Origin of the sequence: Acetobacter fabarum, assembly GCF_011516925.1 — a bacterium.
Taxonomy (GTDB): domain Bacteria; phylum Pseudomonadota; class Alphaproteobacteria; order Acetobacterales; family Acetobacteraceae; genus Acetobacter; species Acetobacter fabarum.
Window position 1 is genome coordinate 34,937 of the sequence record NZ_WOTG01000013.1, and the last position, 23,230, is coordinate 58,166.

The 23,230-nt window shown below is 58.2% G+C and carries 28 protein-coding genes; 14 read left to right on the forward strand and 14 right to left on the reverse strand.

Annotated elements, in window-relative coordinates:
• Nucleotides 1-25: 25 nt before the first annotated feature.
• The 12 genes from GOB83_RS12075 to GOB83_RS12130 form a co-directional block, all read right to left on the reverse strand.
• A complete protein-coding gene (locus tag GOB83_RS12075) occupies nucleotides 26-2,881 on the reverse strand; it encodes a type IV secretion protein DotO (RefSeq protein ID WP_165926251.1) in 2,856 nt (951 codons plus the stop codon).
• A 266-nt stretch (nucleotides 2,882-3,147) separates the two neighbouring features.
• A complete protein-coding gene (locus tag GOB83_RS12080) occupies nucleotides 3,148-3,678 on the reverse strand; it encodes a hypothetical protein (protein WP_165926252.1) in 531 nt (176 codons plus the stop codon).
• Nucleotides 3,678-4,067 (reverse strand): hypothetical protein, encoded by a 390-nt coding sequence (locus GOB83_RS12085; RefSeq protein ID WP_165926253.1) that lies wholly within the window; start codon nucleotides 4,065-4,067, stop codon nucleotides 3,678-3,680. Before GOB83_RS12085 ends, GOB83_RS12080 begins: the two co-directional genes overlap by 1 nt.
• 23 nt (nucleotides 4,068-4,090) lie before the next feature.
• Complete coding sequence (locus GOB83_RS12090) at nucleotides 4,091-4,651, reverse strand: hypothetical protein (protein WP_242005852.1); 561 nt, start codon at nucleotides 4,649-4,651, stop codon at nucleotides 4,091-4,093.
• A 12-nt stretch (nucleotides 4,652-4,663) separates the two neighbouring features.
• Entirely contained in the window at nucleotides 4,664-5,746 is a 1,083-nt protein-coding gene (locus GOB83_RS12095; protein ID WP_165926254.1) for a hypothetical protein, read from the reverse strand.
• Between the two features lie 9 nt (nucleotides 5,747-5,755).
• The gene (locus GOB83_RS12100) at nucleotides 5,756-6,205 is read right to left on the reverse strand and encodes a hypothetical protein (RefSeq protein ID WP_165926255.1); all 450 of its coding nucleotides are present in this window, start codon (nucleotides 6,203-6,205) and stop codon (nucleotides 5,756-5,758) included.
• A 161-nt stretch (nucleotides 6,206-6,366) separates the two neighbouring features.
• Complete coding sequence (locus tag GOB83_RS15010) at nucleotides 6,367-7,650, reverse strand: hypothetical protein (protein WP_242005853.1); 1,284 nt, start codon at nucleotides 7,648-7,650, stop codon at nucleotides 6,367-6,369.
• Nucleotides 7,647-8,561, reverse strand: coding sequence for a DotH/IcmK family type IV secretion protein (locus GOB83_RS12110; protein WP_165926256.1), 915 nt, complete (start codon nucleotides 8,559-8,561; stop codon nucleotides 7,647-7,649). Before GOB83_RS12110 ends, GOB83_RS15010 begins: the two co-directional genes overlap by 4 nt.
• 29 nt (nucleotides 8,562-8,590) lie before the next feature.
• Nucleotides 8,591-9,229, reverse strand: coding sequence for a DotI/IcmL/TraM family protein (locus tag GOB83_RS12115; RefSeq protein WP_165926257.1), 639 nt, complete (start codon nucleotides 9,227-9,229; stop codon nucleotides 8,591-8,593).
• A 433-nt stretch (nucleotides 9,230-9,662) separates the two neighbouring features.
• Nucleotides 9,663-9,983: a hypothetical protein gene (locus tag GOB83_RS12120; RefSeq protein ID WP_165926258.1), complete on the reverse strand. Its 321-nt coding sequence runs from the start codon at nucleotides 9,981-9,983 to the stop codon at nucleotides 9,663-9,665.
• A gap of 316 nt (nucleotides 9,984-10,299) precedes the next feature.
• Nucleotides 10,300-10,623, reverse strand: a complete 324-nt coding sequence (locus GOB83_RS12125; protein WP_157065408.1) for a HepT-like ribonuclease domain-containing protein — start codon at nucleotides 10,621-10,623, stop codon at nucleotides 10,300-10,302.
• A 35-nt stretch (nucleotides 10,624-10,658) separates the two neighbouring features.
• Entirely contained in the window at nucleotides 10,659-10,949 is a 291-nt protein-coding gene (locus GOB83_RS12130) for a nucleotidyltransferase family protein (RefSeq protein ID WP_165926259.1), read from the reverse strand.
• Between the two features lie 126 nt (nucleotides 10,950-11,075).
• On the opposite strand from GOB83_RS12130, the gene GOB83_RS12135 reads away from it, so the two are divergent.
• From GOB83_RS12135 to GOB83_RS12195, 13 genes are all read left to right on the forward strand, one after another.
• Complete coding sequence (locus tag GOB83_RS12135) at nucleotides 11,076-11,240, forward strand: hypothetical protein (protein ID WP_165926260.1); 165 nt, start codon at nucleotides 11,076-11,078, stop codon at nucleotides 11,238-11,240.
• A complete protein-coding gene (locus tag GOB83_RS12140) occupies nucleotides 11,237-11,791 on the forward strand; it encodes a hypothetical protein (RefSeq protein WP_165926261.1) in 555 nt (184 codons plus the stop codon). The genes GOB83_RS12135 and GOB83_RS12140 overlap by 4 nt, the downstream gene beginning before the upstream one ends.
• Nucleotides 11,792-11,793: 2 nt before the next feature.
• On the forward strand, nucleotides 11,794-12,966 hold the full coding sequence (locus GOB83_RS12145; protein WP_165926262.1) for a hypothetical protein: 1,173 nt from the start codon (nucleotides 11,794-11,796) through the stop codon (nucleotides 12,964-12,966).
• A gap of 16 nt (nucleotides 12,967-12,982) precedes the next feature.
• Nucleotides 12,983-14,818, forward strand: coding sequence for a hypothetical protein (locus GOB83_RS12150; RefSeq protein WP_165926263.1), 1,836 nt, complete (start codon nucleotides 12,983-12,985; stop codon nucleotides 14,816-14,818).
• 3 nt (nucleotides 14,819-14,821) lie between these two features.
• Entirely contained in the window at nucleotides 14,822-17,116 is a 2,295-nt protein-coding gene (locus tag GOB83_RS12155; RefSeq protein ID WP_165926264.1) for a DotA/TraY family protein, read from the forward strand.
• 11 nt (nucleotides 17,117-17,127) lie between these two features.
• Nucleotides 17,128-17,577 (forward strand): hypothetical protein, encoded by a 450-nt coding sequence (locus tag GOB83_RS12160; RefSeq protein WP_165926265.1) that lies wholly within the window; start codon nucleotides 17,128-17,130, stop codon nucleotides 17,575-17,577.
• On the forward strand, nucleotides 17,574-17,864 hold the full coding sequence (locus tag GOB83_RS12165) for a flagellar basal body L-ring protein FlgH (RefSeq protein ID WP_165926266.1): 291 nt from the start codon (nucleotides 17,574-17,576) through the stop codon (nucleotides 17,862-17,864). The genes GOB83_RS12160 and GOB83_RS12165 overlap by 4 nt, the downstream gene beginning before the upstream one ends.
• 137 nt (nucleotides 17,865-18,001) lie before the next feature.
• Nucleotides 18,002-18,661, forward strand: coding sequence for an NYN domain-containing protein (locus tag GOB83_RS12170; RefSeq protein WP_165926267.1), 660 nt, complete (start codon nucleotides 18,002-18,004; stop codon nucleotides 18,659-18,661).
• Nucleotides 18,662-19,124: 463 nt separating this feature from the next.
• A complete protein-coding gene (locus GOB83_RS12175) occupies nucleotides 19,125-19,595 on the forward strand; it encodes an SH3 domain-containing protein (RefSeq protein ID WP_165926268.1) in 471 nt (156 codons plus the stop codon).
• Between the two features lie 57 nt (nucleotides 19,596-19,652).
• Complete coding sequence (locus GOB83_RS12180) at nucleotides 19,653-20,021, forward strand: type II toxin-antitoxin system RelE/ParE family toxin (RefSeq protein ID WP_059025017.1); 369 nt, start codon at nucleotides 19,653-19,655, stop codon at nucleotides 20,019-20,021.
• Nucleotides 20,008-20,349, forward strand: coding sequence for an XRE family transcriptional regulator (locus tag GOB83_RS12185; protein ID WP_059024944.1), 342 nt, complete (start codon nucleotides 20,008-20,010; stop codon nucleotides 20,347-20,349). The genes GOB83_RS12180 and GOB83_RS12185 overlap by 14 nt, the downstream gene beginning before the upstream one ends.
• A 123-nt stretch (nucleotides 20,350-20,472) precedes the next feature.
• On the forward strand, nucleotides 20,473-20,742 hold the full coding sequence (locus GOB83_RS12190; RefSeq protein WP_157065415.1) for an antitoxin: 270 nt from the start codon (nucleotides 20,473-20,475) through the stop codon (nucleotides 20,740-20,742).
• The gene (locus GOB83_RS12195; protein ID WP_059024942.1) at nucleotides 20,739-21,170 is read left to right on the forward strand and encodes a type II toxin-antitoxin system VapC family toxin; all 432 of its coding nucleotides are present in this window, start codon (nucleotides 20,739-20,741) and stop codon (nucleotides 21,168-21,170) included. Before GOB83_RS12190 ends, GOB83_RS12195 begins: the two co-directional genes overlap by 4 nt.
• A 24-nt stretch (nucleotides 21,171-21,194) precedes the next feature.
• Here the strand turns inward: GOB83_RS12195 and GOB83_RS12200 are convergent, their stop codons facing one another.
• Nucleotides 21,195-21,638 carry a hypothetical protein gene (locus GOB83_RS12200; RefSeq protein ID WP_165926269.1) on the reverse strand — a complete coding sequence of 148 codons (444 nt, stop codon included), beginning with the start codon at nucleotides 21,636-21,638 and terminating at the stop codon, nucleotides 21,195-21,197.
• The gene (locus GOB83_RS12205; RefSeq protein ID WP_165926270.1) at nucleotides 21,635-22,612 is read right to left on the reverse strand and encodes a DsbC family protein; all 978 of its coding nucleotides are present in this window, start codon (nucleotides 22,610-22,612) and stop codon (nucleotides 21,635-21,637) included. The genes GOB83_RS12200 and GOB83_RS12205 overlap by 4 nt, the downstream gene beginning before the upstream one ends.
• A gap of 129 nt (nucleotides 22,613-22,741) precedes the next feature.
• Between GOB83_RS12205 and GOB83_RS12210 the strand changes: the two genes are divergently transcribed.
• Nucleotides 22,742-23,215: an SH3 domain-containing protein gene (locus tag GOB83_RS12210; RefSeq protein ID WP_059024939.1), complete on the forward strand. Its 474-nt coding sequence runs from the start codon at nucleotides 22,742-22,744 to the stop codon at nucleotides 23,213-23,215.
• The last annotated feature ends 15 nt before the right edge of the window (nucleotides 23,216-23,230 follow it).

The following is a 23,230-nucleotide window of genomic DNA, read 5'->3' on the forward strand; positions in this document are numbered from 1 at the left end:
AGACCGTTGTGACGCTGTGCATCCCTCAGGCGGCGGCTCTGAGTGTCGCACCCAGTCCGACTGCATCACAGATTTCGACCGCCAGACCGGTGATGACGCCACCGAGTGCGGCCTGTGCGTCAAGGGAGTTTGTTTCGGCCATCTGTTCGTTTTTGCGACGCTCGATTTCATCGGCGGCACTGCCTTTGGGGAACACGTGCGACAGGCGGCGGCGGGCTTCAACTGACCCGAGCGCGTGATAGACGCGCTTGCGTAAGGCGACATCCTCGGGGCGTGTCGAGAGGGCCCAGAGTTCGATTGGTCCGAGTGTGTTGAGGAGGAACATTTCATACCAGTCCTCCCCGACCTTGATCTGGAGCAGCAGGGGTGCGCCGCTGCCATCGGGGCGTGGCCCCTGCAGGGCGGTGTGGACAATCTGTCGTCCCGCAGCACTCAGGCCGAGTAGCCTCGCGGTGTCGTCTGCTTCGGTCGGGTTTGCTGTCCCCAGAATGAAGCGGGCTGTCGAGTGGGTCGTGAGAAAGCTGCCAAAATCGGTGATTTTCTGGCTGGTCAGCCCCAGACGCACACCCAGCTTGGCGGCCCTTCGTGCCGCTTCTTCGAATAGCTTCAGCACGAAGGGCGCGGCAGCTGCGCGCTGGAATTCGTCGCATTCAAGGCGCTTGTAGCTTTCGCGGAATTCGCGGAAGCGCTCACGATGGATCTCGCGGACGTGAGCCGGCACCTTTTCGGCTTCATCGGGGTCAAGGAAGAAGTTCCGCCCGATGATCTGAAAGCCCAGCAGATACATCAGTTCAGACTGGCGGGCGTTCTCGCCAAGACCTTCGGGCGCGACACGGCCGATGTCGATGGCGACAACGCGGGCGTCGCCAAGATCGAGACGGGTGGGCTGGTTGAGCGTCGGGTATTTGCCAATGAAGGTCTTTACGTAACGCTGGAAGATGGCAAGTCCGGTTTCCCCGCCAGATGTGGGCGTGTTGGAGCCGTAGTTGTCCTGCACCTGTGCCTGGTACGTGGCGGCTATAAGATCCTGGACAATAGGTACTGCGTGCTGTGTGGCTATTCGCGCCATGCGGATGTCGCCACGGGCCGCGAACCTGTCTGCGACATCCCACCAGGTCGTATGCTCGTCGGTTTCCAGACCCTGTCGCGTCAGTTCCACATCGACGAGTGGGTTGTCGCCCGCCCGGTATTTTTTGATGTGTGTCGAGTAAGTTTCATCCGAACACATCTGATAGGCCGTGCTGACGGTCGCATCGATGATCTGGTTCATCCCCTCGAAGGGCTCACCTGTGAGCGGCATGCACACGGTTGAGAGGAAATTGGTCAGAAAGGCGCGGTGATGTTCAAGGGGCTGGCGACAGCAGGCTTCGGTGTCGAAGATATTGTAGGCATGGTCGGGGCGGAAATCGAACGGGATGAAGAGAGCCTGATGGGCATCCTCGGCCCGTAGCCCGTTGCGGATCATGTCGATAAAGCCGCTTGCCGCGTCGCCAATATCCAGTTTGCCGATCAGGGGTAGTCGCGGACCGGCATCGGTCAGGGACGCAGTGCTCAGAACGGTGGCAAGCAGCAGGGAGTTGGCGAGCATGGACTTGCCGCGTCGGGATGGGGCGACAAAGAGGTCGAGTGTCGCGACACGCCCGCTGCCGGTTGGGTCGAAGGGGATGATTGTCCCGTCATTGGCGCGCAGCAGAGCCGCGCCGTCCGTCCACGGTGCTGCCATCCTGAAACACGGCATGGTCATCAGGGTTTCATCCAGCGGAGCGGCGGTTGCTGGAGCTGTAGAGGCCAGTGCGATCCCGGGGATTGACGACAGGACACCTGCTAGTGGGTCGCCGCACAGGCGACTGGCCGACGCCCCTCCCCAGCCACCAATCGCCTGCTCGAGGGTCGAGGCGCGTCTGGCCAGCTGGATGCGCTCGCCGCTGGTTGCGCATGTGGCAAAGGATGTGCGGGCGGAAATGACGGCTTCGCCTGCTTCGCGCCGGCGCGCCAGATCCATGAACGCTTCATAGACCAGGCGGTTGGGCCCGAAGCGTAAGAGGGTTGCGACTTCCTTTTTCCACCCCATAAAGAGCGGGCCTGTCCCCTGGATGGTCGTGTTCATCCGCCAGGGCATACGGTGAGCGGCCAGCCGGGATGACAGTTCGATAAAGGGTGTGGGGGTCTCGGACATCACCTCAAGATCCACGGGACGCCAGTCCCGGGTCCCCAGCGTGACGGTGGAAAAATCCGGTTTATAGGCGTCATCCATGAAAAGCTGTTCCCGCAAGGGTGCCCAGAGGGCATCTGCGACATTGGCGGGATGGTTTTCGTCGGGGATGATGGAGGGCGGGCGTCTGTTGGGTGTGGAGGGCGTCCAGCGTGAGCCGTGGACCTCGGGATAGATTTCCTCACGGATGGCCCGTAGTGCATCCACTGGTGTGAGTTCATCCATCAGGATCCCCTGATGTTCGAAGGTGTGGCGGATATGGGTTACGAAGGCTGTATGGATTGTCGCGAGTTCCACTGACCCCATAAGCGGGTTCTGCCCATCGCCCAGATCGGGGAGGAGTTTTGAGGCCTCTGCGCGGGCGGCCTTGCTTGCCGCGATTTCCTGCTTGGACAGGCACCCCTGACGGCTCCATAGGACCAGCCATGTTCGTTCATGGCGCATTTTGGGTATGAGAACGCGCTCACGTTCGGTCAGGATGTCTTCAAACTGGGCGTTCAGGGCGGCGGCAATTCTGCGTCGGTCACCGAGATTGCGATTGACGAAGGCAGAGGCGTCCGGTTCTGCCATATAGAAAAACTGCATGGCGTGACCCGGACCGTCCATCTGTCCACCGATGGCCTGTCGCAAAGCCTGGGCCTTTGCCTCGATCTCTGCGCGGCTCGCCATCTGTCGCAGCCCCTTGACCCGCAACAGGGTGACGTAGTCGCCACTGAAGGTGATGAGGCCATGTTCGTCGCAGGTCGCGAGATCGCAGAAGGACGACAGGTCCCGTTTGAACATCTGTGACAGATAGCCAACCCCTCGCAGCAACAGGTCAAGTGGGCGGAACCCCGCTTTGAGCGAAACAGGGTTGTCCTGCTCCGAAGTGGGCCCGGGTGTCGCCGGGGCTGGTGGTGCCGGGGCCTGGGTAATCTTTTTCTGCCACAGACGTTTCATGGTGCTGTGTTCCGGTTGATCAGGAGCTTGCTGAGGGCTTCGCTGTTCTGTTCGCGCCATGCGGCGACAGGTAAGATGCGCAGACCTGAGACGGCTCCCTGACGTTTAAACATGTGATGGGGGGCGAGGGTGGACACCGCGAGACGCAGATGCGACGGATGATAGGTGCCGATCTTCTCGGTAGCGGTTTCACGGCGTCCTGACAGATCATCAAGTATCGTCAGCGCACGGTCTCGCCCGGGATGTCCGGGGCTCCAGACCAGCAGGGCCGTCCATGCGGCACGTATCAGCCGCGACAGGCTGCCCTGATCGAGTTGAGGGAGCCATATGAGTGCTGCGTGCTGGTCGATCTGCTGGTCGTCTGCGGCATAGGCGGGCGCACAGACAAGGCAGAGTGGGGTTTCGTTGACGGTGAGGGTTGCGCCCGCCAGACCGCAGCACGCGCATGCGGTCTGGGCATCTGTGGGGAGCAACCGGCTGGTCAGGCTCCCCGTGGGTGCGCGAAAATGGACGACCAGATCGTGCATTACTGGTCGAATCTGATGGTCTGCTGTTCGCCCGTGATCGTTGCTCTGGAGCCAAAAATCGTTGAGCTCACCGTCCGTTCGTAGAATGGCAGGGCCAGTAGACAGGTACCGACAACGGCCGCGGCGATGATCCTGCCATAGCTGACATCGTTGCCGCCTGTGCGGTTGTGTTTTTTATAGGCGTAGAAGAGAGAACCAATCAGAAGGCCTCCCCCACCAATAAAGCCGACTGAGTTGATCAGATAACCCCATGCGTCATTTGCGCGGCCTGTTGCGGACCGCATCAGTTCGTCGATGGCCTGTGCGTGAGCGAACCCCATAAGGGCTGGCGTGAGAAGAACTGTTACGCCAAGGGCAAGTGTTACGTGGGTTTTGATCCGTACATTCATGACGTCTGTGTCCTTTGAAGAAATTATGAGGAAAGCAGGTGAAGTTCCTTTGCGAGCGCCGGCCCTATGGTGTCGGCGTTCATCAGGAAAAAGCCACCAATGACCATGCACAGATTGGTGGTCGTTGACGTATTGCTCCGCCCCTTCATGGTACTGATCTGGCGCATGATGGACACGTAGACCCAGAAAGCGCCGTAGCTCATGAAGTAGTATCGGAAGATATGGAGGATTGCGGCCAGTGCCGCAGTGGGCCCCTGGGAGATTGCCGATTTGAGGCTGTCAGAAGAAAACGTGACCTGCCCTGCCGAGTTGACGCCGCCGACGCTGGCTCTTGCTGAAAGGCCCAGCGTGGTGTTGCCCATGTTGATGAATTCGGGGAACGAGAGCAGTGACGCCCCGGCAGCGATCAGAGCGATGCACAGAGGAAGGCTGCTGCCTACCCCTGTCGCTCCTTTACCCCGACTGTACATCCTCAACAGGCTGCCTATCAGGAAGGCTGAGCCGGTTACGTAACACAGCGTTGGCAACAGTATTGCGAAGGCCTTGCCAATTGAGCCTGCGAAATCCACAAGATCCTGCAACATGGTTTGTGCGCCTTAACGGATGGTGCCATGTTCGGTGTGGACGACCCAGCTACTGCCGGACTGTGTGACCGCGGTGACAGTGCCCCATCCGTCCAGCACGGAACCGGGCTGCACGCGCACGGGCTGACCCAGCGGGCTTTCGAGAATGGCAATGTCGGGAGCACCAGCCTGAACGGTGTAGTGTGGGCGTGGAGCCGGGTGTTCGGCAGGCTGCGCGTCAGACGGTGTGTGATGCGTGGCAGCCGTTTCTGCGGATTTGTGAGCGTTATTCCGCGCCGGTGTCGGTGCGGCTGTCGCGGGGGTGCTGGCGGTCACATTGGCAGCCGCTGCGGGAGGCGATGCGGCATGGACGCTCTGAGTGGCCTCCAGCGTGTCCTCACGGTGGCGTAGTTCGTCAAGACGGCCGCCGACGGTGCCCAGTCCGGATACGAGCTGATCGTGCAGCGCGCGCTGGCTTGCATCGAATTTCTGTTCAAGCGTGTCGATCCGGCTCGCCATTTCAGTGAGCTTGCGGCTCATTTCCATGAAAAGCTGATCTTCAGCGGTGGTTGTGGGGGTGGGTGTTGGCTGGTCTGCCTGAGTGCCAGGCATCGTCTTTTCAGAAGTTGCCTGCGCGGATGCGTCCAGAGACGGCGATGGCTGTGTGAGCGGGGTTGACGCCGGGACGGGCGGCTTGTCGGTGTTTGTCGGCGCCGCCGTCTGTGCGCTCGCTGCTGGCGCTGTCGCCTGCTTTGCGGGTGACGCTGGAGGTGTGCCGAGATCGGGCGGGGTGATGCCCGAACTGTTCACAGCCGCGCCATTTGCTCCCGCCATCTGGGCGTGGAGTGGCGCATGCGGCGCTGGGCTACGCGATGATGCGACATAGGCTATTGATGCGCCGATGCCTGCGGCTGCGACCAGCACGAGGCCGGCCCGCAGGGCTTTTGATCGAGTGGCCGTGTTGCCGGGCTCCGGAAGGGGCGCAGTCGTCGGCGTCGCCTGTGGCGTGGCGGCCGGGGGCGTGGTGGCGGCTGGTTCAGTCTGGGGTGTGCCAGGCTTGCGTAGCATCGTGACAGACCCGGTTTCGGGTTCGGTGGTCATGGCGAGGCCTCTCATGGTGGTTCCTTAGTGAGCCGTGGCGGTTGCGGTCAGAGGCGCTGCTGCCCACGTCAGAGTTCCAAGCGGCTTTCCAGCAGAGGAAATCAAGGGCACCGTTTCATCGTCGGAAATGGAGATGGTTTCTGTCAGCATTTGGGGATCTGTCTCGGGGAGATCGATTGTTTTGTCCGTGCCCGGAACCCGGCCTTTTTTCATGTCACGGAGCGTGTTGGTGCTGATGTTGACGTCAAGTTTGATGACGCCCTGATGGTCTTCGTGGGCGCGAAACCACAGTCTGGTTCCGGTTTCGATAACGCCTTTGTGGATGAGAGGGGGCTTGCCGGGATGGAAGATTACGGAATTCGTGTAGGGCACGGCAGTGCCATAACTTCCTCCCCCGCCCCAGCTATCACCAATGGTTATGACGGTCATTCTGCTACCACCGTCGAGACCCTTGAACGTGACATAACCGGACAACGGTGCGGACCTCGGTGTTGCCGTGGGGAGAGGTGGCGGGTTCGCGGCAAGAGCCGGCGTTGAAAACGCGAGAGAGGTTGCAAGCATTGCAAAAATCGGTCGCATGACTGTCCTTTCGTGAATGTCTTTTTCCAGTATCGCCCAGTCCGTTGTGACGGCGTTCAGGGGCGATAGACGGGCTCATCGAACATGACCCCGACACCGTCGTTCTGTTTGAGGATGACGGTGGCCTGTTGAGGCGTCTGTTTCTGGATGAGTTGTCCAACCTGCTGGCCCATTGTGCCCGCGGCAGCGCCCATCTGTTCGCCCAGATTGAGATGCGTGAAGGACGACATGCCCGATCCGTTGCTGTAATTTGTCGTGTTGGAGTTCGACATGGCACTCCCCAGCCCTTCGACGAACGCAGCCGCAGCAGGCAGGATGATCCGTGTCGCCAGGTGCTCCCTGACTTCAGAGGCGACACCGACTTCGGCCGTCTGGGGGGATACGGCATAGCCAGAGACCGTGATGGGATCAGCGTCGCCGATCATGAGCTTGTTGAACTTGATGACCAGTCGCTCACTTTTCATCTCGAACGTACCGCTGATGCGTGCATTGCGGAATGGCCCACTATCGATCTGCATCAGAACGGCATTCCCCAGATCGCTGTTGACGGTAAGGACGGAGTGTCCATAAACGCCCCGCCCTGCGGGAAGCAGGAGTGTGCCTCTGCCTGACCGGGTGCCCTGCGATGCGCGTTCAGCATCCGTGCTGGCCGCGGTCGCAGTCGTGGCCGGGGTCTGGGTGAATGTGGCGGGTTCGGCGGCATCTGTCTGAAACCCGCTGTCCCCTGATCCGCCATGACTGTCTTTTGTACCAGGTATTTCGAGACGGACCCGAGGCCCACCGGACCATGCGGTAATCAATTCCATCTCCGCGCGTTCGGACATCTGCTCTGGTACAGCCGGTTTTTCAGCCGGAGTGGTATTGAAATGGCCGCGTGGAGCAGGTGGTGTTGACGGCGTGAAGGACGGAGCAGGGGGCGCAGGTGATGGGGAGGGGGCTGTTGTATGGGAGACGGGTGGTGGTGCAGGTGCTGGCTTCTGGGTGGTGTCCGGAGTGTCGCCAATTTCTGAGGCGACTTCCTGCGGATCAGGTAAATCCTGCCCGGAAAGGGCACTGGTGTAAGACTTTCCCACCTTGAGGGCTGCCTGTGCCGCCTGTTCGTCGCGTTTGCGTGCGAGATCATCCATGGTTTTTGAATGATTGGAGCCGCCTGCCGGGCTTTGCATGTCCGGGTGCGTAATCTGGGCGGATTCAGGGGCATGTGCTGTCGTGCCAAAGAAATAATAGCCTCCAACCACAACCGCGATTAAACCGCCCCCGACCCATGGCAGGATCCTGCGGGTCCCGTCGAATGAGGATTTCAGCGGTTGTGCGCCGTTGCTCTGCGGTTCGTTGCTCACGGCCCATCCTCCTGTACGGAGACCGGAACCAGACGCTCTCCGGTCGAGACAAGAAGCCGTGACGAATAGGGGGCGGCATAGGCTGTCACGTCAAACGCGCTGACATGTGCAGTAGCCGCCGGTGACGACAGTTCGAAGGTAGTGCGGATATACATGATGTTTTTCAGCTTCCACGCACGCAGACGATCAGCGCTCACGCCAGAAACAAGCAGTGGCACCGCCTCTACGGGCGGAATGCCATCAAGCAGATTGTTCAGGATCGGATCAGAAGTATCTGGCACTGCGCCCAACGTTGAGGCTTGATCTTTTGCGTTTGGCCCTCTTCGGGTGATCCTGACGGTAAGATCGGCGTCATAGGCGCCCGTGCCCGCGACAATCATGAAGTTGATGGGTTTGGGGGCATCTTTGAGCGTTACGAGTATGCCCCCGCGCGGATAACGCGACACCGGGGTGATCTGCAGAACATTGGAGCCAGGCTGCGGCACACAGGCATTGATGCCAACCGCGCGCACGGTTGTTTTATCGCCGTTCCCTTTGTCGTCGCAGCTTGCAGCCTTGTTGGTGGCCAGATCCCATGCAATTGGCCACGGCTGACCAGTCGCATCCAGAAAGGTAATCGCTGCGGGATAGCCTTGTGCGAGGCGTATTATGGGAATTTGCGCACCCGGCTCGAAAGATATGTTCAGCGATCGTGAGGTGGGGCTTGCGAGCATATGCGGGTCATCTTCCGCATCCAGGGATCTCTGGCCGGTATCGAAGCGGTCATACAGGTTCTGGCGGACTGCAGGCGGTGGCGGCAATGATCCGGCATAGATGGGATCAAGGTGCTCGTTTTCCCGGTCGTCGGGGCCGCCGTTCTGGCGAGACTGTGCGAACGCTGTGGAGCATACGCAGGCCATCATGCCCAGCATGAGCACGAGAGAAATCCTGTTTATACCCATCAGGATGTTGCCTTGGGCGCGTTGAGCTGTGTGATGATCAGGCCATCGGGGTGAAGCGGATCATTTGTTCTTTGAATAGTAACCCTTACGGCGAGCACATCAGTTTTTTCACCGGCCGCGTTCGTCCATTTCAGATACATGGGGAATGCGACGTGCCATTCGAACACGCCCCGCCTGTTCAGGCCTGAACTTTCGATGCTGGCTGCCGTCTTGAGGGCGGCTGTCAGGAGAACCTGTTTGGTGCGGATGAATTCGATATTGCCCGGCCCCTGAAAAGCCGCTGCCCAACTGTTCCACGCGTCACTGGTGAAATATCCTGCGCAGCTATCGAGATGTTTTCCGTAATCAAGGTAATTGAACGTATAGAGGTTCGTGACCTTGTCGGCGGTCCAGTTCATGACCTGAGAGTCCGTAAAATACGGCTCATCGGTTACGATCAGTTCGCGCGGCTTTCCAAACGGGTCATGATAGATGTGCTGTGGCTTTGGCCGATGTGTGACCTCGTAAAAGAGGGCTGTTGACACAGTGAAACTTTCACAAAGTGCCGCCAGAAGCACGAGAGACAGATAACGGATGACCTGCCGGGCGAAGGCTGGATCATTGAGCCGTCTGGTTACGGCGTCATAGGTATTGCGCATGGTTCAGGCGAGGCGGTCGGTATTGAATGCGTGGGATACATACTCACCGATCCCTTCGAGGGTGCTGCGACGCCGTGCGAGAAACAGTTTGCCGAGGAAGCTGTAATGGATTTTCCGGACGTCACGGGGGCGCACAAAAAATGGCCGCCCTGTAATTTTGCAGATTTTGCGGATTATCTGACTGGCGATTGTATCGTTAACGGGAACGTCCTGAGGGCTGCCCTGTGGGATGTTATGTTCCAGGGGAAGTCCTGCGCGTTCAGGGAGTCCGGCACGCCGTGCGGCTTCTGAGACGGCTGTGCGTTTGATACCCAGCATCCGGGCAATGCAGGTGACGGAAAACAGGCGTTTCCAGAGATCGGCGAGAAGATCAATCGCCGTGCCATCCCATATCAGTCGTCCGGAAGATGTACGACGGATGGCAGAAAAGTAATCAGAAAATGCGTGGGAGAGACTTGAGGTTATCCCCAGATTGTGCGGGGGGGGGGGGGGGGGGGGCAAAGGAAAAGCGGTCTTTACCCCCCCGACCGCGGGGCGGCCCGCCTAACCCAGGGGCCTGAGCCTTGCGGCGTACGGCGCCAAGTGTACGTCCGATCAGTTTTGAAATGAACGGGGCATCCGTTTTTGTGGGATAGGTCCGGGCGAGATAGAGTTCCTCGTCACGGGACCAGCCGCAGCGCGTTGTCGGCGGACCACCAAAGCCTGTGCCCAGTGCGGTTTGCTGTGTGGTGGGAAAGCACCACGCCGGTTGCATGGTTTGGGTCGTTCTCCGGAACAGGCTCTGCACTATGTGGGCTCCAGCAATGTCGGAATTGAATATCTACCCTTCGTTATCATAACGGAATCGTATTCCGCATCTGTTTTTATCTGTTTTGAACAGGCAGCAAACCGTAACGGAGTTTTATATTCTGTAGATATATTCCCGTTTTCTGCCTCGGTTCACGTTTGGTCGGGTCTGTCTTGTACTTGGCGCATAGCTGGTGCAGCCCATCCGTGTCCAAAAATTACACGTATTACCCTTCTTATTTTTTGCCGCCAGTGGAGTGGTTGATAGAATATATCTTCCAGAATTAAGGCCTCTGGATTTCTTTCAGTAATAAATCCAGTTGCTGTCCTAAGGCAGGAAGAGCGTCCCTCACCGTGTCCCATACCATGCCATAATCAACAGCAAAGTAACCGTGCGCGATACGATTGCGCATGCCGCGCATCGCGCCCCATGGAATGTCTGGGTAGGTATGCTTGATCTCCGGCCATGCATTGATAATTTTCGACGCGGCTTCGCCTATAATGATCAGACTCATCACAACAGCCTGTTGGGTTCGCCGATCCTGAAGAAATTCCTCACGCGACATGGTACCTATGAAGCTGACCGCATCAGCCTGTGCGTCGCGCATGTGAATCAAATAATCCTGAAAACGGAAGGCGCCTCTCATACAGGGCGGGCTTCAGCCAGAACTTTGTCACGAAATCCCACGGGCAATTCGGTAGGTGTCAATAAATCAACACGCACTCCAAGGAGTTCTTCGAGATCGTTCTGTAGGCCGCCTAGCGCCAACAAGGTTGCACCATTTGGTGCATCGACAAGAATATCCAGATCACTCTGATCATTGTCATGGTGTTTCAGAGCAGAGCCGAACACCCGAGGGTTTGTAAGATTCCAGTGTGCCGTTAGCTTCACAATGGCGTCACGATGCAGTGCAAGCACTTCTGATGGGCGCATGATCCGGTCTCCTCTTGTTCACTATATCATAAGAGTGACGGCATGTTGTAGCCCTTCCTGAGCACACGTCCGCCGTCACAACGGCCGAGCGCATACTGACTTTGTGAAACCTCACAAGGACAGACCATGCCCGATACTCAATCTGTAGCCAAAAAGGCTTCCCCCACGCCCGAGTGGCTTACCTCTGGGTATGCCCAGCGTATTCTCGACACCATCACCTTTCCGGGTGATGCACCTCCCATTGCAGTTTCGTCTCCTGAACAGGCACAGCAGAAGGAGACGACATCATGAGATGGGGGCCTGTATCGCGACTGGTCCTTGGCGCTTCGGGGTGGCTGGTTGTCTCGGCCGGCGTTGCCTCAGCCGCGTCTGAAGGCTGTCAGGCGCTGGTTCAGGCTGCGGCAACAGGTGCCGCAGCCCAGATGAAGGCTGATGACTCCCTGATCAAGATGCCGGAATCAGTGACCAAATTTACCTGTCTCGATAGCTTCTTTAACGGTGTCGGTCTGGACATGCTGAGCAATGGTCTTAGCGCGCAATCCATCGCCCGCAGTGCCATGGGAAAGATCTGCAGCCAGCTCAGTTCGGCATGGGACAGCTTGCAAGGCACCGTAGAATGCGGCCTGACCCTCACCGGGCCGGATACAAACTTTGACCTTGGCCTTGGCTCTGGAACTGTCTGCCCGACGGTGAACTTCGGTGGTGGTGGCGACACGCTGATCAGCAGCGGAACCAATGGATCGGGCACGAACCATTGGGATGTGAATGGCACCCTGCAGTTGCCTGACGGCTACAAGCTGGGCGATGCGGCCAAGGCTTTCGGCCTTTCGGGGGGTGACTGAGCATGTCACGACCGTCTTCCCGATTAGGGCTGGTTTTGATCCTCGCAGGTGGTTTGTTTCTGGGCCAGATGGCCGCGCCCCGTCCAGCGCAGGCTTTCGGATTTGATATTGGCCCTATTGTGGCTGCAATAGCTGCCGCTCAAAGCGCCATCACCACAGTCACATCGACCGCTCAGAAAGTTCTTAATGGGTCGCTGGGTTTGCTTAATGACAAGCTGGGGATGGGGTTCAACCAGATCACCAATTACCTGAAGGGCCAAATTGGCGCACAGCAGCAGATCGCAGACGCCAATAACATGTTGCAGGCGCAACTCGCCAAGGAAGTGCGCCATGCGGAAATTCAGGATCTGCATGCGGTAAATCGCCAGGACTGTTTGAACCTCGAAGGAGGACAGGCTCAGATTGTCGCAGCCCGCCAATCCAGTGATGTCGCGTTAGCGCTCGACGTTGCCAAGGGAGCGCGCACACGTGCTGAAAAAGGTACGCCGTCCTGGGCTGGCGGCGGGCAGGGGGCGCAAGCCAACAACAACGCCCATTTTGGCAAATACTGCGATGATGCGGAAGCTGACGCAGGGCTGTGCAAACTTGCCGACACTACGATGAAGGGGGCGGATGAGGCGGCGACCAGCATGTTTACGCCGTCTGTTTATACCGGTCAGGACGCTATTGATCGGGCAAATGCCTATGCCGTCACCCTGATCGAACCGGTTGCCCCGGCGGCGCAGCGCGGTAGCGCCATCACCTCCACACAGGGGCAGCAGCTTATGCCGTTCCGTCGCTCCTATAACGCGGCGATGCATCTGGCGCACATGATCGTTGATCATGTCCTCAGTCAACGCGCTGAGACCATCACTCTGACGGCCGCCCAGAAGGCGGAAGCCCAGCGTGAGGGGCTCACGACATCAGACAAGGGGTCATCGTGGCAGGCAACAGAGCTGGAGATTAACCGGAAGTATTCCGGCACGGACTGGCAGGCCGATTTGCAGGCGATGTCATCTGAAAAGTCCGTTCTGATCCAGATCGCCCTTCTGGATGCCCAGCGTAACTGGCTCCTGTGGAACACCTACAAACTCCAGGAAATGACCGCAGTCGCGGATGCCAAACGCCTTGCGATCGAGGCTGATGAAGCCCTCAGCCGTCATTCTACCGGCGCTCTGCCGGTTCCTTCTCCCTAAGACATAAGGAAACACCATGTCCGATACACTCTCGGCCGTGCAGCCCACGGCGACCCCTTCCTCAACCATCAGCGGCGTGCTGCAGGCAATGGGGCAGCAGCAGCAGTCCGTGCCTGAAGACCAGCGTGGGCTGGCGGAGCGGCTGAAAGAGTTGCAGGAGCAGCTCGAAAACGATCCTTCATTGGAGAACGACCCGAAATTCGCCACTCATGTCGCCTGGCTGATGCAGGACTGGCCGAAATTCAGTGGCACGGGGCAGGGGGTGCAGGTGTCCCCGCTTCTGCAGGCAGGACTGACCTCAATGGCGGGTCAGTATCCCGGCATGAGCAATCCGCAGATGGCTTCCATGCTCCAGCAGACTGCTTCCATGAATGACCGCCAGCTTGTCGCGGATATTCGTAATGCCAGCGTGGAGCTGGGCTCCTTGCCGGCGGAACAGCAGACCTCTTTTCTGATTACGGCCGGGGTAAACGCCCTTGAGGCCAGAGCGGCGCAGGCCGGTGTCGCGCCCGCACCACAGCCGTCTCCTGTTGTCCAACCTGCTCCTGTCCCTCAGGCCGCGCCAGCCGTGGCGCCATCGGCGTCCGTGGTCGCTCCTGAAGTTGTTTCAGAAAATGTTGCACAGGCTGGCCCAGCTGTCGCTCAGTCCGAGCCCGGCGTTGTGGAGCCGGTGTCTGCGGTTGCGGCGAGCGTTGTCGCCGAAAGCACCACGCAGGCGGCGTCTCATGAGGCGACAGTTGATCCGCGACAGGAGGTGGGTGAGACCGTGCGACCTGCCAGCGAGCCAGACGTGGACCAGGATGATCCCTCACACGGCCATGCTTCCATGAATATTCCGTTTGGTGACGAAAACGGTAATCCTGTCTCCCGTGCTGGCGAAGCAGTAGAAGCGCCGGGAGGAGAGCCGAAGGTACAGGCTTCACAGGACGGCAGCCAGACTTCCAGAGAGCAAAAAGCCCAAGCGGGCATTAGTGCTCGGCAGGAAAGCGATATCCGCAACAATGACATGAACAACCAACAGGAAGCCCAAAATACCCCCCCTGAGCAGCAGCAAGGGACTCAGCAGAAGCCGCCGGAGCAGACCAACGGGCAAAAGGAGCAACAAGGCACCCAAAGTCAGACACAGAATAAAGAGATGGAACTCGAGCAATTAGGGGCCAAAGCTACATCTGTAGAACAGGCGGAGACTACGGCCCAAGCGCAGCCCAAACAGGCCCAACCGGCGCAGGCTCCCGTGGGTAGTCTGGCGGGACATGCCGTGTCCAAGGTGGCCAATGCTGCCAGATCGTGGTTTGCCAATCAGGCCGTCGCATCTGACCAGCGCCGGATCGATAGTCTGGTCGCAACGGTAGACAGTAACATCCGTACAGCCGACACGAATTATCAGGACCTCAAGCAGACCGCTGCGCCCTTTTTTAAAAAAATGGAAGAAACAGCCAGACAGGAAGGCGTTAAACCTGCTGCACTGATTGCCAGCATGGGTGAGGGCGGCAAGCATCATGGCCTGTGGCAGGAGTTCGAGAAGCTTCGCCTGTCCGATGAACGGGTAGGCAAGGCTTACAGTGACCTGGGCCACACACTGCAGAATATGCGTCTCAACCTTGGCTCTCTGCAGAGTGAGGCCGCTGAACGCGGTGCGACCAACGCCCAGTCCGTTGTCGAGGTCGAAGAGAGGGCCGGCCAGAAAGCCATGGAGATGGAGGACGTGCCCGGTCGCAATCCCGGCGAGAGTCTGATCAAGAACATCGGGGGCGCACTCGAACGCATCATGGAGAAGGTGAAGGCGCGTTTTTTGGCCCTCACCCAGGGACGTGAGCAGGGGCGCGATAACAGCCCGTCCATGGGAGCCTGAGCCATGCGCGGTGTGTCCAAAATGGCGCGGCTTTCGCCGCCACTGGTGGCAGCCTTACTTGGAGGGCTGGTTCTGCTTCACGCAGGGCCAGCCCACGCCACGAACGGGTTCGAGAATGTAAGCTGGGCAGACCTTGTCGCAGGTGATGACTGGTCTTCGCGAGTTCTCGATAGCCTGTTCCCGATGGACGGCACCGCGGATACGGCCACCGGCACCCTGCTGCAATGGTTTACCACCTTTGTCTCGATTATGGCGTGCTTCTGGATCATGTATTCCATCCTGGCGCAGATTCAGAAAACCGCTGAAACCGGGAAGGTGTTCTCCGCCAGTTTTGGCGGCTGGGTGCCAGTGCGTGCGGTCGGCAGCGTCATTATGATGCTGCCAGTCCTCAACGGATTTTCGCTCGGTCAAAACCTGATTGTGAATTTTGCCAAGGCTTCTATCGGTATGGCCACAATCGAGGAAAAAGTGGTGATGAACTCGGTGGGACCGCGAGCACTCCCTCTGGCAACGCCCATGATCCCGGGCTCGCGTCAGGTTGTGCTCGGTGTCATGGAAAGCGAGATCTGTCGGGCGTTGATCAACAAGGCCTCCAACAACCCCGTTCTTGTTCCTGAACCCACCATCATTGACGATGGCAATGGTACCCTGTCCCTCTCCTATAATATGACGGGTGGTAATGGCACGGCCACCCCAACTTGTGGGCTGATCTCCGTCAGTACACCCGTTAAAACTGCGACCACGACCGAATACCAGAGCATTGATTTCAGTAGCGTCAGCAGCCAGCAAATCCAGTCCCTCAAAACGCTGGTGACAAATATCCGCTCCGGTTTACAGAATACCATAACCTCACTGTGGGAAACACGTGACGTTGCAACACTGGGGACACTCGACACGATCTTCGTTGCGCAGACGAACTACCTCAACGGGCAGTTGACAGGTATCGCCTCCAGCGTAGTTGCCGCAGTCCGGAATGCAGCCGGGTCAACAGCCAGTGACAATTCGGCGACCGCAGAACTCCGTTCCCTCGGCTGGACGGGACTTGGGGCTTATTATCTCGAAATTTCCCGCCTGAATGCAGAAGTCATTTCAGTGTCGTCGATCACCCCCGCTGTCGTAGCACCATCATGGGCCGGCACAGGCCCGTATCTGGGGCAGGACCTGCTGCCGTTCCTTCAGAGCGTATCCAGTTATCTCGGCAAGATGGATGCGACACTTCAGACAGCTGACGAGCCAGCTCCCAACAGCACATCACCCCGGCTGTATGCCAATGCCCGTGTCTCTTCAGATAGCACGGCGATCTGGACAAAGGTGCTGACGTACCTGAACTTCGGACCAGGCACGCTTGAACTCATCATGAACCATCTGGTGATGGGCAGCTCTGGCACAGATTGGGTTGATCCCCTTGGAGCCATGATTGGCATGGGGCATCTGCTCATCCATCTGGCCCTGAGTGCCATTGCGTTGTCTGTGGCCGCAGGCAGTATGTCTCTCGATATTAGTGCTGGCGTTGCGTCCTTCTTCACGGGACAATGGGGCGTCACGGCTACTGCTGCTGCGGCGACCTTTTTGAGCGGAACAATTACCCGTCTGCTCCCGGTAATTTTTACGGCCTGCCTTTTCCTGCTCTCGGCAGGGGTCACATTGGCCTATGTCCTGCCGATGATGCCCTATCTGTATTGGATTGCCGGTGTTACGGGATGGTTTCTGCTGGTAGTCGAGGCTGTCGCTTATGCGCCGTTATGGTTCCTTGCCCATATGACGTTCGCAGGAGACGGCATACACGGCAAAGGGGTGCGGGGTTACGAGATTCTTTTCACCATTCTCTTCCGGCCGGCGATGATGGTGATCGGTATGGTATTCAGCTATACAATATTTTCTGCGTTTTCCTGGCTGCTGATGAAAAGCTTTCTGGTCGCCTCGACCTTTACGCTGGACCATGGCTATCTCACCGATAACTGGGTCGGCCTGATCGCCATGATCATCATGTATTCCGCCATGGAGATGACGACTGCGACATTGTCCTTCCGCCTGATCACCACATTGCCCCATCACATGGCCTCCATGGTCGGATTTGGTGCAGCCAGCCGTGTGGATGCGGAAGAATTCGAAAAAACCTCCAGCCGGCCGGTTGAACAAGGGGCAGATACTGGTCGTCAGGTTGCCACACAATATCTCGAAGGATTGAAAGACGAAGCAAAAAAAAGTGGTGGCAGTGGTGGTTCTGGTGGTACAGTTCCTGCAATGGATACGACAACGGCTGCACAGGTGCGGCCCATTACACAGACCGATGTTTGAGGGCGTGACCCATGTGCAGTGATTTTGTAACAGCTGGTGCGTTAGGCGGTATTCGCGGATCACTCCGGCGGGTTGCCAGCGATCTGGAGCAGCAGAACCGCACGGTGTCATCTCTGGCCCAGCAGGTGCAGGTCGCCAACCACTGGCAGGTTACGGCTTTCAAGCTCCAGAAAGAAGTGGCTGACTGGAAAGCTTGGGGTGTTAGCTGCCTAGAAGGTTGGAAAAAAGAAGAGCAGGTCACCACCGATCTGCGTCAGCAGCTTGAGCAGGCGCAGGAGGCCCTGCGGGTTGAGAAAGACCGAGGCTGGAAGAAACTGAACGAGCTGAACGAGAAGTATAATAAGCTGGTGAGAGATTTTAATAAGCTGGCCCAGTGTGCAAACACCGTTAAAGCTCAACCGGCTAACGCAGTCGCGCTCATCACCGCCGTTGAGGCAGAACTGAATGCGCAGCAGGCATGAGGCTGCCTCTTCCGCTACTCGGCTGCATGCTGGCGCTTTCCGGGTGTGCGCACGGCAATCTACGGTCTGCGAATGACAAGCCGCTCAAGCCCCCGCCGGTGCGTCAGGCACAATACGACCCTTATGCGTCTTACGGCTCATCGCCGGCGCACTGGTCGCCCTCTGTCGCGTCCCGCGATGGCACGATCGTCCGCCCGACAGACCCGGTCGATCAGGCCGAACGCCCGGATTATGAACACGCCAAATGGGCAGTATCGCAGGCAACAGGTCGCGCCGGAACCTTCTAATTTGCGCGTAAAGTTTCTTGACCTTCCTGCTTGACGCTAGTATGTTGGTTTCATTCAATCACCTGCGGCGTGCCGTAGGCTCAAAAGGCCATTTCCTTTCGGGGGAATGGCCTTTTGCATATCTAAGGGTCTAACATATGCGTGCAATTGTTTATATTGACGGCTTCAATCTCTATTATCTCTGCTTAAAAAAAACGGCTCATCGTTGGCTTAATCTTGAAGCGCTCGCAAAAGCAGTTATGCCAGCAACTTGCAGCATTGTAGCCGTAAAGTATTTTACAGCCAGAGCCTCTGGACGTGTGAAGCCTGATGCTCCCAAAAAACAGCAGGCTTACCTTAACGCTCTCAAGTCAACACCGATTGTTGAAACCATTTACGGCCGTCATCAAGTGAGCGAAAAATGGTCTGGCCTTGTGCAGCCGCCCCGTTTTTTACCCCGACACCACTTGCCTTCTGGCACCATTCTGGATGTGGCAAAAGTTTGGAAAACGGAAGAGAAGGGGTCAGATGTTAATCTTGGGGTTCACTTAGTTCGAGATGCAGCAAAAGGTTTTTTTGATGTAGCTGGTGTTCTGACCAATGACACGGATTTGTGCTCCGCTATCGAAATGGCATGTACTGATTTTGGTCGGACAGTTCACCTGCTGGCGCCTACGTCAAACCCTGCGACATCTCTCGTAAACGTCGCAACGAGTGTAAGACATGTTATGCCTTACATTGGCCCTAGCCGCTATTTCCCTGATCCCGTAATTTTGCCAGGGTCAGGTAAGAGGATTTTCAAACCTACAACTTGGTAGCCGTGCCCACTCTCTGTCGCGTCCCGCGATGGCACGATCGTCCGCCCGACAGACCCGGTCGATCAGGGCGACCGCCCGGATTATGAACACGCCAAATGGGCAGTATCGCAGACAACAGGTCGCGCCGGGACCTTCTGAGCCGCGTCACAACTGAAAGCTCCATACTGATCGGGAAATCAGGCAATTGCCTGTCCCGACCAGTATGGAGCTTTTTTATGTGTGCTGAAACCGTGGATCCTGGTGTGTCCAAAACTGCTGAACGACCGGACCAAACGTCCGCAGCTCGACAGCCGCGCTTGCAAACTACGCTAGCCGCTCTGCTGGCAGAGCATCTGAACCGCCGTGCAGCCCAGACTTTGCAGGATCGTGCCCCGGACGAGTAGGCTGATCTGCATACTGGAATCTTCTTTCCCGACAAGCGGTATGCTAATCGACGTGTTCAACCACTTAGAGGGATTTTCCCGTGTCGATTATGCCCAAACTGGCCGTTGTCCTGCTTCCCACCGGCCTGCTCGTGTCGGCCGCACAGGCCCAGACGATGTCGCCTGCCGAACTGGATCGGCTTTCGGCCCAACGGCAGGCCGAAATCGGCCCACGCGACTGGGGCGCGCCTGTGGCAGCAGCTCCCGAAGCGCCGCCCGTACCCCTGAAGGATCCCGCCACCTGCATGTCGCCCCGGACTGAGTTCGAAACCCTCTATTCCGGGCCGAGCAAACATGCGAAAAAAATCGGGGTTGCACCGTCCCAGATTGCCGTGACGACGACGACGTCGGGTGCCTGGACGCAGATCATCCGCGGGCAGGGCCGTTACGCCTGGATCCCGACGGCGGACGTTCTGCCATGGCATTCGACAACCGCCACCGCAGGCACACGCTGCACTGTCGCAGGCATCCGCCCGTCAGATGGCATGGTGGTGTTCTCTTATCAGCAGTGAGCAACGCATCTGCAATAACACTTGAACATGCCCTAGAGGGCATATATGGTGAGGTTTATGGCGTGGCTGGTCGAACACACAAACGAGTTCGAACTCTGGTTTGACTCACTGTCCAGCAGCGAGCAGGAGGACGTTTATGCGTCCGGCCTTCTTCTGGAGCAACGCGGCCCCAACCTTAGACACCCTATGTCGTCTGGCATAAAGGGCTCGCGACACAGTCACATGCGTGAATTAAGGGTTCAGAGCGGAGGAAAGCCACTTCGTATCTTTTATGCCTTTGATCCACGTCGCGCTGCGATATTGCTTATCGGCGGCGACAAGACTGGTCACGACCGCTTTTACGTCAATCTGGTGCCGGTGGCGGACGACTTGTACGACATGCACCTACAGGAACTGGAACAGGAGAAGCGACATGGCAAACCGTAAGTCACTGGCGTCTCTGGCGGAAAAGCTGTCCCCAGAGGCCCGCGAAAGAGCCGTCCTGAAGGCACGCGCCATGTCGGACGCCATGGATCTGGCAGAACTGCGGCGTGCTCAAGTGATGTCGCAGAAGCAGATCGCAGCACTCCTTGGGATAAATCAGGCATCTGTTGCAAAAATGGAAAAGCGTACCGACATGTATATCAGCACGCTCCGCAGCTACATTGAAGCGATGGGCGGAGAGCTGCAGATTGTCGCGAAATTTCCAGCACATGCCGTTCCAATCAGAAGCTTCTCTGCGATTGCTACGGAGCCGGATACATATTCTGCCTGACTCGGCTTTCAGGCCCGCAGGCCCCGGCGTTCAGGCCGGAGATAGGGCCGTTCCAATTTGTTCTGGAAACTTTGGTCCGGTACATATACAATATGGCATATACAAGGAGACTCCTCCATGACAATGCCATCCCCTTCTACATCCCGCCCAAGGGAAGTCCGGTTATTCCGTAACAACCGCAGTCAGGCGGTGCGAATTCCTGTTGAGTTTGAGCTGCCAGGAGACCGGGCACTGATCCGGCGTGAAGGCAACCGGCTTATTATCGAGCCGACCGAACGACCGACAACGATGGCCGGGCTTCTGGCTCTATGGAAATCCGAAGAACCACTGGGACCGGATGACCAGTTCCCTGCTATCGAAGATCAGACTGCCAGTCCGGAGGATATCCTTTGAGCGGATACCTTCTGGATACGAACATCATCAGTGATCTGATTCGTAATCCTGCCGGACTTGCCTCGTGTCGCATTGCAAAAGAAAACCCGAAGACGCTCTTCACCAGCGTAATTGTCGCAGCTGAACTACGTTATGGCTGCGCAAAGAAAGGGTCTGCGAGACTGCTGGAACGGGTCGAGAGCGTTCTGAGCATTATCCCGGTCCTGGCGCTGGATGTACCTGCTGATGGCGAATATGGAGGCATCCGGGCCGAGCTGGAAGCGGCAGGGCAACCAATCGGCCTGAACGATCTACTGATTGCTGCCCACGCCTATACCCTCAACCTCACTTTGGTCACGGATAACACCCGTGAGTTCTGTCGTATCAGGGGGCTGAAGGTTGAAAACTGGCTGGAAGCACGGCCTCGTGCCAGAGCGCGACAAGTCTGAGGCTCCAGCGCGACGCAGTGCTCCCTAACGGGGCCAGAGATTGCTTCCCCGTGCGATGAACGTTCCGAACCGCCCGATGCCTCCGGTTCGGAGCATCCAGTTCGAGAAGCTGAGTCTGATAAACTCGGCCAGCAGCACCAGCAGGATAACCCCGAATTGCAGACTGGTGACACTGGCCAGCCTTGTCCCCTGGTGAACACACGACCAGACCCACACGCACAGAGTACCCACAAACAGGAGCAGGCAGAACCGCCCGTTGCGCCGTGTGGACACCAGCGCCCTGATAGTCGCCGGGTCCATAACGGGAGCAAGGGCCGTGTCGATGGCTGACGCTTCGATGAAGGCTTTCCGGTCGCGCAGATACTGTCGCGACAGGTTAAAGGTGCGCACGCCCCTCACGAATGGCAGGTAAAGCGGAAAGATCAGCCACTTCCCCACTCTTAGAATGGGGCGTGTGGACCGCCTCACCGCCCCAGTTCCCGTATCCGCTGTTCAACATCCCCGGGCAACCCCTCAGTGACATGCGTGGCACCAGCCTTGTCGCGCCAGATGAATGTCGGTGTCCCTGGAACACCGATGGCATTGGCGACAGCCATATTCTGCTGCAGATGAAGAGCCGCCTCGTCTGTGCGGGGCATGTCGTCCGCGACGTGATGCAGATCGATGATCTTCTGCCATGTCGCCTGCATCTCGTATGGCACTGCTGACAACAGCGCTGTGGCGGCCGGGGTGCTGGCATTGCCGTTTTCGTGATCATTGATCGCGATCGGCAGCAGAGCCAGCTGGATCTGGCCACGTGCGACAAAAGGTTCCAGCGTATTGAGTGCGCGGATTGACCAGGGGCAGAGCGGGTCGATCACCATAGTCAGGCGCGGTAGCCCGTCCCGTCCTTCCAGACCGATATTGGCCTGAGCGACGTGCTTGACCTGCTCGGGAGATAATATTCTCCCATCGGCCGATGTACCGTTCTGCCCGGCCGCCGTTTTTCCCGCGGTGATGGTCACGGTAGGGATCGCTCCCTTGATCGGGGCAATGGTATCACGCGTGACGTTGTGCCCGTCCTGCTCCCACAGGACACCGCCAATCAGCGCCTGCCCATCCGGGGTCAGGTAGAAGACCCGGAAGATGTCGCCATTGACGGCATACACACCCTGAAGGCCATGATTCATGACGTGGTTACCGATCTCATAGACTTTCGCACCTGTACTGGTGATGCGTCGGAGTGCAGGGCTTGCTGCAATTTCTTCGGCCGGGATGAGCCGTGGCGTAGGCACGGTCGGCGTGGGGCGCAGGACAGGGCCAGCGTCAGGGGTGCCTGATGGGACAGGCAACGGGGGTGTCACTTCCACAGGGGGCAGGGTTGGGCATTGCTGGGCCTGCGCCAGTGTTGAAAGGGCCACAAGGGTTGTAGCCGCCAGAAGAGCGTTTCGGGAATGTCGCATTGGGGTCTCCTTCTCTCCCCATGATGCGCCAGAGCGTTGTGACGCTCTTTGGAACAAAAGCCGAACGCAGAGCGTCACAACGGTCTGCGACATACTGGGGGAAGACCAACAAGGCAAAGGAGCCGCCCCGTGTCGCTCAGATCCACGCTTACCCTCACCCTGCTGGCAGGTGGCCTGCTGGCAGGGCCAGCCTACGCTCAGGATGTGTCGCCTGCCGAACTCGACCGACTGGCTGCTGAACGGCAGGAAGCCATCGGCCCGCGCGACTGGGGACCGCCTGTCGACGCCGCACCTGAGGCGCAGCTGATGCCGCTTGGCGGGCACGTGACGTGCATGTCGCCCCGTATGGCGTTTGAACCGGTCTATGCCGGACCTGGGAGCAATACGAGACAGGTTGGTGTCGCCCCACCCCAGCTTGCGGTTACCACGACGACTTCAGGCGGTTGGACCCGCATCCTGCGTGCTTATGGGAAAGCCGCATGGATACCGACCGAGGATCTGCAGCCCTGGACATCCACGACAGCCTCTGCGGGCACACACTGCATCGTGGCCGGGATGAGACCATCTGACGGCATGATCCTCTTCTCATATCCTGGCGCATGACGCGCCCCCTCTCTC